Source organism: Variovorax sp. IB41, assembly GCF_016405905.1.
Taxonomy (GTDB): domain Bacteria; phylum Pseudomonadota; class Gammaproteobacteria; order Burkholderiales; family Burkholderiaceae_C; genus Variovorax.
This window is the reverse complement of sequence record NZ_JAEFCB010000001.1, coordinates 1261737-1276683: the sequence shown is the minus strand read 5'-3', so window position 1 is coordinate 1276683 and position 14947 is coordinate 1261737. Positions and strand designations below refer to the sequence as shown.

Below are 14947 nucleotides of genomic sequence, written 5' to 3'. Positions count from 1 at the left end.
ACAAAAAGCGTGCTTTGGCTTTACAAGGCACGCCGCCCGAAGCGTCAGAGCTGCCGGCTGCGCGCGAGCGGCGGGTTCTGCGCGAAGTAGCGCTGGATACCGCGCATGAGCGCATCGGCCAAGCTCTCCTGGTAGTCGACGCGGCGCAGGTTCGCTTCTTCCTCGGGGTTGCTGATGAAGGCCGTTTCCACCAGCACGCTCGGGATGTCTGGCGCCTTCAGCACCGCGAAGCCCGCCTGCTCGACCTGGCCCTTGTGCAGCCGCGCGCCGATGCCCTTGATCTCGCCGAGCATCGCGCCCCCGAGCTTCATGCTGTCGTTGATCTGCGCGGTCGTGCTCATGTCGAGCAGCGCGCGCTGCACCTGCGCCTCGTGGTTGCCGACGTTCACGCCGCCGACCTTGTCGGCGTCGTTCTCCTTGTTGGCGAGCCATCGCGCCGCGCTGCTCGATGCGCCGCTCTGGCTGAGCGCGAACACGCTCGCGCCGCGCGCGGCGGGCGTGGTGAACGCGTCGGCATGGATGCTCACGAACAGGTCGGCCTGCACGCGCCGCGCCTTCTGCACGCGCACGCCCAGCGGCACGAAGAAGTCGGCATCGCGCGTGAGAAAGGCGCGCATCGGATTGCCGTTGACGCTGCCCGCGTTGATGCGGTCGCGCAGGCGAAACGCGACCTGCAGCACGATGTCTTTCTCGCGCGTGCCGCTCGGGCCGGTGGCGCCGGGGTCCTCGCCGCCGTGGCCGGGGTCGAGCGCCACGATGATGATGCGGTCGGTGCGGCTCGCCGTGGCGCCGCCGCGCGCGACCGCGACGGGGGGCGACACGGGTCTCACCGGTGCGGTGCCCACCACGGGCGGCAACGGCGATGGCGCCACGAGCACGGGCGGTGCTGGCGCTGCGGGCCCGGGCCGCATCGATTGCTGCGCCATGAGATCGCCCAGCGGATCGACGGCGGGCATCGCCGGGCGCACCGGTGCAGGCGCAGCACCGGGCACCGGCGAGGGTGAAGGCGCAATGCCCGCCACCGCCGAGCCGTTGTTGTTGATGCCAGTGCCCGGGCTGGGCGAATCGCGCAGCCGCTCGGCGATCAGCGCTTCCATCGGGTCGATGGCCTGCTCGGGGTACAGGTCGAGCACCAGCCGGTGCTTGTAGGCCGCCACGGGCGCGAGCGAGAAGACCTGCGGGCGCACCGTCTGCTTCAGGTCGAACACGATGCGCACGACCGTCGGCGCGTTCTGCCCGACGCGCAGGCCGTTAATGTACGGATCGCCCGGCTTGATCTTGCCGACCAGTTCGCGCAGTTCGCTGTTGAGCTCGATGCCTTCGATGTCGACGGCCAGCCGCGGCGGGCTGCCCACCACCAGTTGCTGCGAGGTGAGCCGCGCATCGGACTCGATGGTCACGCGCGTGTAGTCGGCCGCGGGCCAGACGCGCACGGCGAGGATGGTGGCGCCGCGTGCGATCTGGTGCACGCCCAGCATCAGCGCGATGCTGCCGCCCTGCAGCAGCACGCGCCGTTTCAGTCCGCCCGCCTTCATGCGTCGATGCGCGCCAGCAGGTCGCTGCCGCGGGGGGTGTTCGCCAGGAGGGTCACGCTGCGTGTGTCGTCGGTCATTGCTTCGATTTTAATAGCTAGGTCGGCAGGTGGAGTGCGGCCCGCGGCGTTCTGCGGCCACTCGGCCAGCTTGAGGCCCGGGCCCGCGAAGATGTCGCGGAAACCGGCGTCGTCCCATTCGCGCGGGTCGGCGAAGCGATAGAAGTCGAAATGGAAGATTGCGAGGCCGTCGGGCGCTTCATGCGGCTCGACCACCGCATAGGTGGGGCTCTTGATGCGGCCTTCGATGCCGAGCGCGCGCAGCAGGTGGCGAACGAAAGTGGTCTTGCCGGCGCCCAGGTCGCCCTCGAGCGCGATGAAGGCATCGCGCAATGCGGGCGAGGCGGCGAGCGACTGCGCGAAGGCGTCGGTGTCGGCTTCGCTGCCCCAGCGCAAGACGCGGGTGCGGGGGATGCCCTTGGGCGTTTCTACAATCGGCAAGTGATCGTCAGCCATCCACTCGTTGTTCGTATTCAGGCTTTGGCCCGGGAACTCGGATTCTCCCAAATCGGAATCGCGGGCGTCGATTTATCGAGCGCCGAGGACGGTCTGATGCAATGGCTGGCCCATGGGTTCCATGGCGAGATGCAATACATGGCAACGCACGGCACGCGCCGCGCGCGCCCCGCGGAGCTGGTGCCGGGCACGGTGAGCGTGATCACCGCGCGCATGGACTACCTGCCGCGCGACACGCAGCCCGATTGGCAGGCCATCGAGTTCGACCGCCTCGCGCGTCCCGGCGAGGCCATCGTGTCGGTCTATGCGCGGGGCCGCGACTATCACAAGGTGCTGCGCAACCGGCTCGCGAAACTGGCCGAGAAGATCGCCGAAGAGGTCGGCCCCTTCGGCCATCGCGCATTCACCGATTCGGCGCCTGTGCTCGAGGCCGAGCTCGCCTCGCGCAGCGGCCAGGGCTGGCGCGGCAAGCACACGCTGGTGCTGGACCGCGAGGCGGGCTCGATGTTCTTCCTCGGCGAGATCTACATCGACATGGCGCTGCCCGAGAGCGAACCCGTCACCGCGCACTGCGGCAGCTGCAGCGCCTGCATCGACGTGTGCCCGACGCAGGCCATCGTCGCGCCGGGGCGGCTCGATGCGCGGCGCTGCATCTCGTACCTCACCATCGAGCACGGCGGCCCGATTCCGGAGGAGCTGCGGCCGCTGATGGCCAACCGCATCTACGGCTGCGACGACTGCCAGCTGATCTGCCCGTGGAACAAGTTCGCCAAGAAAAGCGCGCTGCCCGATTTCGACGCCCGCGAAGGCCTCACGGGGCGCACCTTGGCCGAGCTCTTCGCATGGACCGAAGACGAGTTCCTGCGCCGTACCGAGGGCAGTCCGATACGGCGCATCGGGCACGAGCGGTGGCTGCGCAACATCGCAGTGGCACTGGGCAATGCGGTGCGGTCGGGCGATGTCGGCGCGAGGGAAGCGCTCGCGACGCGGGCCGAGCACCCGAGCGAACTCGTGCGCGAGCATGTCGCGTGGGGATTGATGCAGCAGAGCACTTGAAGCGACACGGTGTGTGTCTGTTCGTGGGACACCGAGGAACCGGCTTTGCCGGGCCTCTGGTGTTGCCCCCGGTAGGGGGTTGGAGAAGCGACACGAAGTGCGCGAAGCCTGGGGGTGAGCCTTTTACACCGGCAGGATCTCGCGCACTCGTTCCCAGGGCCGGCACATCAACGTGCCGCGCGGCGAGACGACGATGGGGCGCTGCAAGAGGATCGGGTGCTCCACGATCGCATCGAACAACTGATCATCGGTCCACTTCGCGTCGGCCAGCTGCAGTTCTTCGTACGGCGCTTCCTTCGTACGCAGCAGGTCGCGTGCCGTCATGCCCATGGCCTTGGCGAGCTCGCGCAGCTTCTTCTTCGAAGGCGGCGTCTCCAGGTACAGCACGATCGTCGGCTCCACGCCGCTTTCGCGGATCAAGCCCAACACGTTGCGCGACGTGCTGCAGTTGGGCTTGTGGTAGATCGTCATCGGGTAGTCGGTGGTGGGGGTGCGTGCGGTCATGGCGTCGATTATCGGAAGGGCGGGCGTCAATTTTTTTCGGCTTGCTCGTCCATCGAGAACGGAAAGCGCGCGGCCCAGAACGCGGCCAGCCGCGGATCGGCGTCCACGCGCCGCACCACGCGCGCCATGCGCGGCGCCACGCGGTAGAAGCGCCGGCGCTGCGGCGTCCAGCGCGACATCACCGTCACGTACAGGTCGAGCATGCTGATCTTCTCGCCGAGGAGATAAGGCGCGGGCTCGTCGATCTGCGTGTCCATCAGGTGCCAGCAGTGCGCGATGCGCTCGGCCGTGCGCTCGAGCATCACGGCCTGCGCCGCGGGGTCGGGCGTGAGGCGCGTGGGATCGTCGCGCACCCAGAAGAGCGAATAGATGGCCGCGGGCAGATAGACCATCCAGCGCAGGTAGCGCGCGCGCAGCGGATCGCCGGGCGCGGGGCACAGGCCCGCTTCGGGGTAGCGGTCGCCGAGCCAGATGAGGATGGCCGCGCTCTCGGTCATCACTTCGCCGGAAGGCAGCACGAGCGCGGGCACCTGGCGCATCGGGTTGACGCTCGCCATGCGTTCGCGCTCGGCATCGCCCTCCCAGGTGGCGACGTCGATGGTCTCGACTTCCGCGCCGATCAGCGTCAGCGCCGCATGGACCGGCGTGGCGCCCGAGCCGGGCGCGCCGTAGAGGGTGTAGCGATCTCTTGGGGCGGATGGAGAGGCCATCCGCGCAGATTACTGCGGACGGGGGGCCGTTGTCACGCGGCCAGTGCCGCGTCCACCTGCTTGAGCGCCTCGAGCGTCTTGAAGCAGGCCTCGGCCACTTCGGTGCCCTTGATCGCGAAATGGCGATGGAAGTACTTGCGGTGCTCCACGTGCTCGTGGAAGTGGTGCGGCGTGAGCACGGCCGAGAAGATCGGCACGTCGGTCTCCAGTTGAAGCTGCATCAACGTGCTCACCACCGTGTTCGCGACGAACTCGTGGCGGTAGATGCCGCCATCGACCACCAGCGCGCAGCCGATGATGGCCGCGTACTTGCCCGAGTTCGCCAGGCGCTTGGCATGCAGCGGGATCTCGAAGGCGCCGGGCACATCGAAGACGTCGATGAGCTCGCGCGCCACGCCCAGGCGCGCCATCTCTTCGAGGAAGGCGTCGCGTGCCTGATGGACGATGTCGGAATGCCACTGCGCCTCGACGAAAGCGATGCGCTCGCCGCGCGACGAATTCGACGCGGTGATGGCGGAGAGGGGAAGGTCGTTGATCTGACTCATGGTGTGCCTCTGAAAAGCAGGTTTCCTGAATCAGGGCGCACGAAACCGCAAGGCACACCGCGCGCTCATGCGAGAGCGCGCGGGCGTGCCCGCATTTCGCGCTCTCTTTCATCCGGACTGTGACCGTCGGCTTCGGAATCGCACCGAAATCTGCTGACCCCTCGGCCTGCTTGCACAGGCCTCGGGCGCTCGCGGGCTTGTGCAACCTTTCGGTCGCCATCACCGCCGGTGGGGAATTGCACCCCGCCCTGAGAACGCTTGCCGCCCGGCGAACCGGACGACGGCGCGATTCTAGGAGCGCCGCCCAGCCCGGGTTGTCGCCCGCGCGCCAGACCTTGGGCCGCGCGGGGATTTATTTGATCGGCAACACACGCCCCGCGAGGAACTGCGTCATGCGGTGCAACTCGTCGTCGAGCGCCGCGCGGAACGCCGTATCGCGCGGCTTTCTGCCGGCGTAGCCGAAGGCCGGCTGCAGCCGGCCTTCAGGCGCGGTCACGTTGGCCCAGCCGATCACGCGGTCGTGCCACAAGAGCGGCAGCGCGTAGTAGCCGAACTGGCGCTTGGGCGCGGGCGTGTAGGCCTCGAACTTGTACGTCCAGCCCCACAGCAGCTCGAAGCGGCGGCGGTCCCACACGACCGGATCGAAGGGCGCGAGCAGGCGCACCGCGTCATCCGGTGCATGGCGTTTGGAGGCCGGGTTCTCGCTCGCGGGCCAATACCAGGTGGTGCCATCGATGCGGCAGCTCGCGAGCTCTTCACGCGCCAGGCGCAACGCCGCCTGCGTCTGCGCCGCGAGGTGCGGCGCGCCGTAGCCCAGCAGTCGCACGAGGTAAGTGAGGCTCGCGGCCGGCAGCGGCGCGTACTTGCGCACGATCAATTCGATGAGCGCGGCAGCGCGTTGCGCGCGGCCGGCGGGGCTGTCGTCGGCGGGCATGTGCGTCACCGCTTCATAGACCCGCGTGCCGCTGTCGCGCCGCACCACGCGCAGCATGCCGCGGTAGTGCATGCCGTCCAGCAGGTGCGTGGTCGCGTTGCTCGAACCGCCCCAGTAGTTCTGGATGCGGCCGTGCGCGAAGTGCTGCTCGACCTGGCGCGGATGCACCGGGCCGTGCTCGCGCACATAGGCCAGCACGTCGGCGGCCTTGCGCCGCGTCGCGGCGTCCCAGGCCTGCTTGGCTTCGCGCGGATGCATGAGCGCGAGGTGCTCGCGCGGCAGGAAGCCGTAGTTGACGAGGCAGTCTTCCTCGATCGCCAGGCGCGTGTAGCGGCTTTCGAGATCGCCCGCGCGGTAGTCCTTCACGCGATGGCGCAAGGTCAGGTCTTGCGCGCGCGCCGGTGCGCGGATCGGATCGGCCTGCACGAAGCCGAGCTGGCGGATCGCGCCGGGGAGGGTGGTGGGCTTGAAGAGGGTGCGCGCCACCGCGTAGCGGCGCAGGTCGTCGAGGGTCGGGTCAGCCATGGGGCGAATTGCAGCACAGGCGGCTGCGCTTCGCTTCGGCGCAATGCATCAGACCGCGCTGCGATGTCGCTCGATGCACGCGTCCAGCGTCTCGGCCCCCGGGCGCTGCCACCAATCGAGGTTCGAGAAGATCTCTACCTCGCTGAAGCCCGCGAAGCCCGCGTCCTCGACCCAGCCGCGGATCTTCTTGAGCTCGACCACGCCATCACCCATCATCCCGCGGTCCGAGAGCAGGTCGCGCGTGGGCGTGAGCCAGTCGCAGACGTGGTAGGCCAGGAGGCGCTCGCGGCCGGCGCGGGCGATCTGCTGCTGCAGCTTCGGGTCCCACCACACGTGGTAGATGTCCAGCGCCACTCCCAGCATGCCGCTCTTGCCCGCGTCGAGTTCGTCGCAGAGGTCGAGCGCGTGCTCGAGCGTGTTGATACAGGCGCGGTCGGCCGCCTGCATCGGGTGCAGGGGCTCGATGGCGAGCGGCATGCCGACTTCGCGGGCGTAGTCCAGCGATGCGGCGATGCCGTCGCGCACTTCGCTGCGCGCACGGGCGATGTCCTTGTACGCGGCCTTGCCGTCGAGCGCGCCGGGCAGGGCGCCGACGACCAGCACGAGGCAGGGCGCATCGAGCGTCTTCGCCTCGTCGATGGCGCGGCGGTTGTCGTCCAGCGCGGCCTTCAGGCCCGCCGCGTCGGGCGCGGGAAAGAAGCCGCCGCGGCAGTAGCCCGAAAGGCCGATGCCATGCGCCTTCAATTGCCTGGCGATCTTGTCGAGCCCGACGGCCGCGACCTGATCGCGCCACGGGCTGATCGCGCGGATGCCGCGCTCGGCGCACTGGTCGATGATGCGGTCCAGCGGCACCTCGGCGCCCGATTGCTTGCGCACGGTCGCGGTGTTGATCGAGAGCCAGTCGTGGTTCTGCGAGAAATCGCGCATGGGTCCGTTCAACCTTCCATGCCGTGCAGGGCCAACAGAGTCTTCATGCGGCGCACCGCCAGCTCCGGCTGCTCCAGCAGGTTGGCCGCATCGGCCAAGCGGAACAGTTCGGCGAAGTGCTGCAGCGAGCGCGTGCTCTGCTGGCCGCCCACCATCGTGAAGTGCTTCTGGTGGCCGTTGAGCCAGGCCATGAACACCACGCCCGTCTTGTAGAAGCGCGTGGGCGCCGCGAAGATGTGGCGCGACAGCGGCACCGTGGGGCCGAGGATCGCGTGGAACTTTTCGGTGTTGCCTTGCGCCAGTGCGCCGAGCGCCGCGCTCGCTGCGGGCGCGATGGCGTCGAAGATGCCCAGCAGCGCATCGCTCTTGCCGTGCGTCGGCTCGTCGCCGAAGCCGTCGCCGGCGATCAGCTCGGCGTAGTTGAAGTCGTCGCCGGTGTACATGCGAACACCCTTGGGAAGGCGGCGGCGCATGGCGATTTCCTTGTCCTTGTCGAGCAAGGAAATCTTGATGCCATCGACCTTCTCCGGATGCGCCGCGATGATGCCCACGGCCGTGTCCATCGCCGCATCCACATCCTTCGTGCCCCAATAGCCCGCGAGCGCCGGGTCGAACATGTCGCCGAGCCAATGCAGCACCACGGGCTGCCTGGCCTGGCTCAGGATGCGGTCGTACACGCGCTCGTAGTCCGCGGGGCTTTTCGCCACGCGGGCGAGCGCGCGGCTGGCCATCACGATCAGCTTGCCGCCGAGCGCCTCGATGGCGGCCATCTGCTCCTCGTAGCCGCGGATCACGTCGTCGACGCTCTTCACTTCGTCGATGTTCAGGTGGTCGGTGCCGCAGCCTGAAGCGACGAGCGCCCCCGGCACGTCTTTCGCCGCATCGAGCGAGCGGCGGATCAGTTCGAGCGACGTGGGCCAGTCCAGGCCCATGCCGCGCTGCGCGGTGTCCATCGCCTCGGCCACGCCCAGGCCGAGCGAGAACAGGTGGCGGCGGTAGGCGATGGTGGTGTCCCAGTCGACCGCGGCCTGCAGCCACGGGTTGACGGCCGCGAGCGGGTCGGCCACGACGTGCGCGGCCGAGTAGGCGATGCGGTTGAACTTCACGCCCGCATCGGGCTTGACCGGCGCGGTGCCGCGCAGGGCGTAGGGCGCGAGCGTGCCGTTCGCGGTGGGGAGGGTCAGCGAGAGGGCCATGGCAGCTTCTTCTTCAGACCTTCAGCGCAGGCACATCGACCCAGCGACGGTCCTTCCACGATTCGAGCGCGGCCTCGACCAGCTGCACGCCCTTGGCGCCTTCGGGCAGCGTCCACTTGTAGGGCTCGTTCTCCACCACGTGGCGAATGAAATGCTCCCACTGGATCTTGAAGCCGTTGTCGTAAACCTGCGAGTCCGGAATCTCCTGCCACTGGTCGAAGAAATTCATCATCTGCTTCTCGTCGGGGTTCCACACCGGGCGCGGCGTGGCCACACGCGATTGGGCGCGGCAGCTGGAAAGACCGGCCACGGCCGAGCCGTCGGTGCCGTCGACGTGGAAGGTCACCAGGTCGTCGCGGCGCACGCGCGTGACCCAGCTCATGTTGATCTGCGCGATCACCGGCTCGCCGTTGTGGCCAGTGAGTTCGCAGGTGGCGTAGGCCGCGTCGTCGGCGGTGGCTTCATATGGCTTGCCGGCTTCGTCCCAGCGCTTGGGGATGTGCGTGGCACCGATGCACGAGACCGACTTCACTTCGCCGAACAGGTTGTCCAGCACGTAGCGCCAGTGGCACATCATGTCCAGGATCATGCCGCCGCCGTCTTCCTTGCGGTAGTTCCAGCTCGGGCGCTGGATGGGCTGCAGGTCGCCCTCGAACACCCAGTAGCCGAACTCCAGGCGCACGCTGAGCATGCGGCCGAAGAAGCCGGCGCGGCGCAGCATGTCCAGCTTGCGCAGGCCAGGGAGGAACAGCTTGTCCTGCACGGCGCCGTGCTTGAGGCCCGAGCCTTCGGCCAGGCGCGCGACTTCCACGGCTTCGTTGAGGTTGGTCGCGATCGGCTTCTCGCAGTACACGTGCTTGCCGGCGCGGATCGCCTTGGCCAGCAGCGTGGGGCGCATCTGCGTGGTGCCGGCGTCGAAGAAGATGGTGTCGTCCTTGTTCTCCAGCGCCTTGTCGAGGTCCGTGCCCCAGCGCGCGATGTTGTGGGCCTTGGCGAGCGCTTCCATCTTCTCGGCGTTGCGGCCGATGAGGATGGGGTCGGGCATGACCTTGTCGCCGTTCGACAGCGTGACGCCGCCTTGCGCGCGGATCGCGCAGATCGAGCGGATCAGGTGCTGGTTCATGCCCATGCGGCCGGTGACGCCGTGCATGATGATTCCGAGACGTTGGGTGGCCATCGTTTTCTTCCTTGAGATTCGAGAGGGGTGCGAGAGGGGTGCTTCAGTAGACGGAACGCATGGCGTCCCACGAGATGCCCGCGCCGGGAATGCCGGTGGCAAAGCCGGGCGCGGTGGCGAGCGACGACAGAGGGAGCTGTCCGCCGCGGATGGCGAGGCGCACGGCGCCGTCGCTGGTTTCGTAGAGGCCTGGGTGCAGCGCGGCAAGCGCCTGCTGCTCGGCCTCGGGCACGGCCGCGAGGCCGTTGACGTAGTGGTGGCCGTTGCGCTCGACGTGCGAGAGGCCCAGCCACCCGACGAGCGCGAGGTCCTGCTGCACGCCGATGCCGGCCTGCATCGTGAGGTCTTCGCCGGAAAGGAAATAGCGCGGCTTGTCTTTCGCCGCATTCCAGTGCGCGCAGCGCGCCGCGTTGACGACCGACTTGTAGAAGCCCTTGCAGCTCTTGCTCGATACGCCCGTGTAGCCGAGCGCGCGGGCCTGCACGAAGGCGTCGAGCGTGGCGTCGGATTCGTCGATCAGAAGCGGAATGCGCTTGCCCAGTGCCGACACGTCGCGCTCCAGCGCGGCATCGCGGCGGATCGGCTGTTCGACGAAGACGGTCTTCTGCGCGAGCTTCCACAGCACGGGCGTGGAGAGCATGCGGTCGAGGAAGACGGCGAAGTCGTCGGCATCGGCGTACTGCTCGTTGCCGTCGAGCGTCACGAGTTGGGCGTGGCCGTCGATCACGCGGGCGATGCGTTGTAGCCGGTCGATGTCTTGCGCGGTGTGGCCGCAGAGCTTGAGCTTGAAGTGAGTGAGGCCGTAGCGTTTTACCGCTGCGGCGAGGGTGGTGGGCAGGCCGTCGGCGGGCGCGTCGGGCAGTGCGTCGCTGTCGTCGATGGCATCGGCCAGGCCGACGGTGTGGCGTGCCGCGATGCTTGCCTGCGGGGAATGGCTGGCCAGGAAGGCGGGCATGTCGAAGCCCGCGAGATCGTCGGCGAGCCCACTGCCCGCAATGTCGATGCCGCAGAGGTTGGCGCTCATGGCGGTCGCGAAGCTCGTGCCGGTGTGCAGGCAGAGCGCGTCCATCACGGCGCGGTCGATCAGCGCCGGGCCGTAGCTCGCTACGAGTGCTTGCAGGCCCTTGGCCTTCGCGCGGGCCTGCAGCGCAGCGTAGTTCGAGGCGAAGTGCGTCCACGCGGTCTGCGCGTCGTCTTCAGCCACATACGCATCGCGCGCATCGCGCAGCGCGAAGCGCAGCTGCTCGAAGTTCTGCTCGTTGTTGAGGGCCGGGTTCTTGTCGAACCATTTCGGCACCATCATCTCGGCCGCGCAGCCCTCGGCCGTGCCGCCGTTCTCGAAGCGGATGCGGGCCCGCACGTACACCTGCGGACAGGCGGTGACGGTGGCGGCGCCGAAGCGGAACGGCAGCCGGAGCGCCACGTCGCGCTCGGAAAAACGGATCTCTTCGATGTGAAAGCGGGGCGCGTCCATGGCAGGCGTTCAGTGGTCCAGGATGCCCTGCGAGAAGAAATGCGCGCGCACCAGCTTCGTGTACGCGCCGAACTCCGGCGAGGCCATCATGTCGAGCGTGCGCGGGCGCGGCAGGTCGATGTCGTAGACGGCCGCGATCGAGCCGGGGCGCTCGCTCATCACGATCACGCGGTCCGAGAGAAAGATCGCCTCGGGGATGCTGTGGGTGATCAGCATCACGGTCTTCTTGGAGGCCATCCAGATGCGTTGCAGTTCCAGGTTCATCTTCTCGCGCGTCATCGCGTCGAGCGCGCCGAAGGGCTCGTCCATCAAGAGCACCGAGGGGTCGTGCAGCAGCGCGCGGCAGATCGACGCGCGTTGCTGCATGCCGCCCGAAAGCTGCCAGGGGTACTTGCCCTCGAAGCCCTTGAGGCCGGCCATCTCCATGAGTTCGCGCGCCCGGGTCTTGGCGGCGGCCTTGGGCAGGTGGCGCATCTCGGCCTGCAGCAGGATGTTGTCTTCTACGCTGCGCCAGGGCAGCAGCACCGCGCTCTGGAACACGATGCCCACGTCCTTCTGCGGTCCCTTGATCGGCTTGCCGGCCAGCGTGAGTTCGCCGCCGCTGATCGGCAGCAGGCCCGCGACCATCTTGAGCAGCGTGCTCTTGCCGCAGCCCGAGGGGCCGACGACGGAGACGAATTCGCCTTCCTGGATGGCGAAGTCCAGGGGCTTGAGCGATTCGACCGGGCCGTCCTTGCTCTGGTAGGTCTTCGAGACGCCGCGCGCTTCGATCAGGTTGACTTGGGACATGGGTGCGTGAGAGGTGGCAACTGCAAGCGAGCGAACGCGCGGAAGAAAGATCAGTTCGGCAGGAAGTCGAGGGTGACGTAGTCCTCGGGCTTGCCGCGCGTCGATGCATCCATGCCGCCGTACTGCACCAAAAGGTCCAGCGAGTCGTTCACGTTCTTCATCGCCACGCGGAACGGGCGCTGGTTCGCCGTGTCCTTCGTGTGATAGAGCGCCACGCTCTGCTTCATGCCCACGATCAGCGTGTCGCGCACGCCGGCCTTCGGGTTGGCTTTCAGCATCGCGTCCACGGCCGCCTCGGGGCTCTTCTCGGCGGCTTCGGCGGCCTTGGTGGAGGCGCGCATAAAGCGCTTCACGAGGTCGGGGTTCTCGGTCAGGAGGTTCTTGTTGGTGATGATCCCGGAGCTGATCTGGTTCACGCCCGAGTCGGCAAAGCGGATCGGCGTCACGGGCTTGCCGGTGGCGTCCTGCAGCTTGATGGCTTGGTCCATCACGTAGCCCAGGAGGAGGTCGGCCTGGCCGTTGGTCACCGCATTGAGCTTGGTCTGGCCGTCGCCCGAGACGATCTTCACCTGGTCGGGCTTGATGTCGTTGACCTTGAGGAAGAGCGGCCACATCTGCGACATCGAGTCGCCGGGCGTCACGGCCACGGTCTTGCCGATGATGTCCTTGGGCGTCTTGATGTTCTTCTCGGTGAAGCCCATGACCGACATCGGGCTCACCTGGAACAGCACGCCGGTCGACTTCAGCGGCGCGCCCTTGGCGGCGGCCTTGATCATGGTGGTGACGTCGATGTAGCCGAAGGTCGCCGACTTGGCGGCCACCGCCTGCGCGGTGACGGCGGAGCCGCGGCCTTCCTGGATGTCGAGGTCGATGCCCTCTTCGGCGTAGAAGCCCTTTTCCTTGCCGAGGAAGAAGGTCGCGTGCTCGCTGTAGAGGTACCAGTTGAGCATCAGCGTGACCTTGTCCTTGGGCTTTTCAGCCTGGGCATGGGCCGGCGCGATGGCGAAGGTCGCCAGGGCCGTGACGGCGACGGCGAGCATCGAGGGAAGCAGTTTCTTCATGGCGGTTGTCTCCGGGAGTTTTCTGGGTATGACGAAGGAACTCATTGCACGTGGCGCTGGGAGGCGTGCCACGGAATCATCACGCGCTCGACCAGATCGACCGCGACGAAAAGGACCACGCCGATGCTCGACAGCACCACGAGCGCGGCGAACATCAGCGGTAGATCGAAGTTGCCGTTGGCCACCTGCAGCACGTAGCCGATACCCGAGTTGGAACCGACGAATTCGCCGACCACAGCACCCACGACGGCGAGCGTGACCGAGACCTTCAAGCCGCTGAAGATCGCGGGCAGCGCCTGCGGCAGGCTGATCTTGAAGAAGGTCTGCAGGCGGCTCGCGCCCATCGAGCGGGCGAGGTCCAGCATGTCGGGCTCGACCGACTTGAAGCCCATCACCGTGGACACCACCACGGGGAAGAAGCCCAGCAGGAACGCGCTGATCACCTTGGGCAGGATGCCGAAGCCGAACCACACCACGAAGAGCGGCGCGATCGCCACCTTCGGGATGCTCTGCGAGAACACCAGCAGCGGGTACACATACGACTCGACCAGCCGCGAGTAGGCGATGACCATCGCGATCGGAATGCCGATGAGGATCGTGAGACCGAAGCCGCCGAGCGTGGCGAGCGTGGTCTTCCAGCTTTCGGCGAGGAGGCGCGGCCACTCGGCCACGAGCTGCTTCACGACTTCCCACGGCGGCGGAATCAGGTAGGCCGGGATCCTGAAGAGGCGGATCACGAGGTCCCACAGCACCAGCAGCAACAGGATCAGCAGGAACGGCCGCAGGGCCGGGGAGAGCAGGAGCTTGCGGAGCATGGTGGCGACTCGGATCTTTCTCGGCGCGGAGGACGTGCGTTTACTGCTGGACCTGCAGGCCCGCGGCCTTCACGAGTTGCGCGTTGCTCGCGATCTCTTCCTTGATGTAGGCGTCGAACTGCTCGGGCTTGAGCGTCCAGGCGTCGGCGCCCAGCTTGAGGAAACGCTCCTTCACCTCGGGCGTGGCCAGCGCCTTCGCCACTTCGTCGTGCAGGCGGTTGACGACGTCGCGCGGCGTCTTGGCGGGCGCCATCATCCCGATCCAGAAGTTGAACTCGGAGCCAGGCACGCCGGCCTCGGTGGTGGTGGGCACGTCGGGCAAGGCCGCCGCGCGCTTGGGCGAACCGACGGCGAGCGCGAGCAGCTGGCCTTCCTTGATCTGGCCGATCACCGGGGCGATGGGGGAGAAGTAGTAGTCGACGCGGCCCGAGAGCACCTCGGTCACCGCTTCTCCCGATCCCTTGAAGGGGATGTTGGTCGCGTCGATCTTGGCGGCCATCTTGAATTTCTCGGCGTTCAGGTGCGTCGCGCTGCCCTGGCCGGCCGAGGCGAAGTTCATGCTGCCGGGCTTGGCGCGCGCGGCGGCCAGGAGTTGCGGCAGCGTCTTGATGTTCTTGGTGGGCGAGATGACCAGCGCGTTGGGGAGCGAGGAGATCGGCGTGACGCCCGCGAAATCGCCCACCGTGTCGAACGGCAGCTTGGCGAAGGTCGAAGGGCTCACCGTGTGCGACGACGAATGGATCATGACCGTGTAGCCATCCGGCGCGGCCGTGGCCACCGCCTGCTGGCCGATGGTGCCGCTCGCGCCGCCGCGGTTGTCGATGACCAGCGTCTGGCCCATGCTCTGGCTCATCTTGTCGGCGATGGCGCGCGCAATGATGTCGGTGGTGCTGCCGGCCGCGAAGGGAACGATCACGCGGATCGGCTTGGTCGGGTAGCCGTTCTGCGCGGACGCCAAGCCCGGCATCAGCGCGGCCAACGAGGCCAGGGCGGTGAGCGCAGCGAATGCGGTGGTGGTGGCAGTGGTGCGTGCGAGTCGCTTCATGGGTGTCTGTCTCCGCGCGGTCGTGCCGCTGTCTTGAATCGATCAATTCACCAATAAGTGAATTAACGATTTTAGGAACGGCTGCGCCGCAGCGTCAACCGACGTCGCCTAGTGAATACCCGAAGGAGGCTCAGTGGTTGGT

Annotated in this window: 15 protein-coding genes and 1 riboswitch; of the genes, 1 reads left to right on the top strand and 14 read right to left on the bottom strand. The window is 67.5% G+C overall.

The genetic code is table 11. The features are described from left to right. Window positions 1-44: 44 nt before the first annotated feature. Together JC881_RS06110 and tsaE are read right to left on the bottom strand one after the other, a co-directional pair. Window positions 45-1535: an N-acetylmuramoyl-L-alanine amidase gene (locus JC881_RS06110; protein ID WP_198784753.1), complete on the bottom strand. Its 1491-nt coding sequence runs from the start codon at window positions 1533-1535 to the stop codon at window positions 45-47. Further along, entirely contained in the window at window positions 1532-2047 is a 516-nt protein-coding gene (gene tsaE / locus JC881_RS06105) for a tRNA (adenosine(37)-N6)-threonylcarbamoyltransferase complex ATPase subunit type 1 TsaE (RefSeq protein WP_198784752.1), read from the bottom strand. The genes JC881_RS06110 and tsaE overlap by 4 nt, the downstream gene beginning before the upstream one ends. On the opposite strand from tsaE, the gene queG reads away from it, so the two are divergent. Beyond that, window positions 2033-3103, top strand: coding sequence for a tRNA epoxyqueuosine(34) reductase QueG (gene queG, locus JC881_RS06100; protein WP_198784751.1), 1071 nt, complete (start codon window positions 2033-2035; stop codon window positions 3101-3103). The genes tsaE and queG overlap by 15 nt on opposite strands. A 123-nt stretch (window positions 3104-3226) precedes the next feature. Here the strand turns inward: queG and arsC are convergent, their stop codons facing one another. From arsC to JC881_RS06040, 12 genes are all read right to left on the bottom strand, one after another. Continuing rightward, complete coding sequence (gene arsC / locus JC881_RS06095) at window positions 3227-3607, bottom strand: arsenate reductase (glutaredoxin) (RefSeq protein ID WP_198784750.1); 381 nt, start codon at window positions 3605-3607, stop codon at window positions 3227-3229. 26 nt (window positions 3608-3633) lie between these two features. Continuing rightward, complete coding sequence (locus JC881_RS06090; protein ID WP_198784749.1) at window positions 3634-4317, bottom strand: glutathione S-transferase family protein; 684 nt, start codon at window positions 4315-4317, stop codon at window positions 3634-3636. A gap of 32 nt (window positions 4318-4349) precedes the next feature. Next, the gene (locus JC881_RS06085) at window positions 4350-4862 is read right to left on the bottom strand and encodes a 6,7-dimethyl-8-ribityllumazine synthase (protein WP_198784748.1); all 513 of its coding nucleotides are present in this window, start codon (window positions 4860-4862) and stop codon (window positions 4350-4352) included. A 96-nt stretch (window positions 4863-4958) separates the two neighbouring features. Beyond that, a riboswitch (FMN riboswitch) is annotated at window positions 4959-5122 on the bottom strand. Between the two features lie 92 nt (window positions 5123-5214). Continuing rightward, window positions 5215-6321, bottom strand: a complete 1107-nt coding sequence (locus tag JC881_RS06080) for a DNA glycosylase AlkZ-like family protein (RefSeq protein ID WP_198784747.1) — start codon at window positions 6319-6321, stop codon at window positions 5215-5217. A 48-nt stretch (window positions 6322-6369) separates the two neighbouring features. Beyond that, on the bottom strand, window positions 6370-7248 hold the full coding sequence (locus tag JC881_RS06075) for a sugar phosphate isomerase/epimerase family protein (RefSeq protein WP_198784746.1): 879 nt from the start codon (window positions 7246-7248) through the stop codon (window positions 6370-6372). A gap of 8 nt (window positions 7249-7256) precedes the next feature. Beyond that, window positions 7257-8444 carry a dihydrodipicolinate synthase family protein gene (locus JC881_RS06070; protein WP_198784745.1) on the bottom strand — a complete coding sequence of 396 codons (1188 nt, stop codon included), beginning with the start codon at window positions 8442-8444 and terminating at the stop codon, window positions 7257-7259. A gap of 13 nt (window positions 8445-8457) precedes the next feature. After that, window positions 8458-9621 carry a Gfo/Idh/MocA family protein gene (locus JC881_RS06065; RefSeq protein WP_198784744.1) on the bottom strand — a complete coding sequence of 388 codons (1164 nt, stop codon included), beginning with the start codon at window positions 9619-9621 and terminating at the stop codon, window positions 8458-8460. A gap of 43 nt (window positions 9622-9664) precedes the next feature. Then, window positions 9665-11095 (bottom strand): enolase C-terminal domain-like protein, encoded by a 1431-nt coding sequence (locus tag JC881_RS06060; RefSeq protein ID WP_198784743.1) that lies wholly within the window; start codon window positions 11093-11095, stop codon window positions 9665-9667. A gap of 9 nt (window positions 11096-11104) precedes the next feature. Further along, window positions 11105-11884 (bottom strand): ABC transporter ATP-binding protein, encoded by a 780-nt coding sequence (locus JC881_RS06055; protein WP_198784742.1) that lies wholly within the window; start codon window positions 11882-11884, stop codon window positions 11105-11107. A gap of 50 nt (window positions 11885-11934) precedes the next feature. Further along, window positions 11935-12945 (bottom strand): ABC transporter substrate-binding protein, encoded by a 1011-nt coding sequence (locus JC881_RS06050; protein WP_198784741.1) that lies wholly within the window; start codon window positions 12943-12945, stop codon window positions 11935-11937. 41 nt (window positions 12946-12986) lie between these two features. Next, entirely contained in the window at window positions 12987-13760 is a 774-nt protein-coding gene (locus JC881_RS06045; protein WP_198784740.1) for an ABC transporter permease, read from the bottom strand. 40 nt (window positions 13761-13800) lie between these two features. After that, window positions 13801-14805 carry a tripartite tricarboxylate transporter substrate binding protein gene (locus tag JC881_RS06040; protein ID WP_198784739.1) on the bottom strand — a complete coding sequence of 335 codons (1005 nt, stop codon included), beginning with the start codon at window positions 14803-14805 and terminating at the stop codon, window positions 13801-13803. Between the last annotated feature and the right edge of the window lie 142 nt (window positions 14806-14947).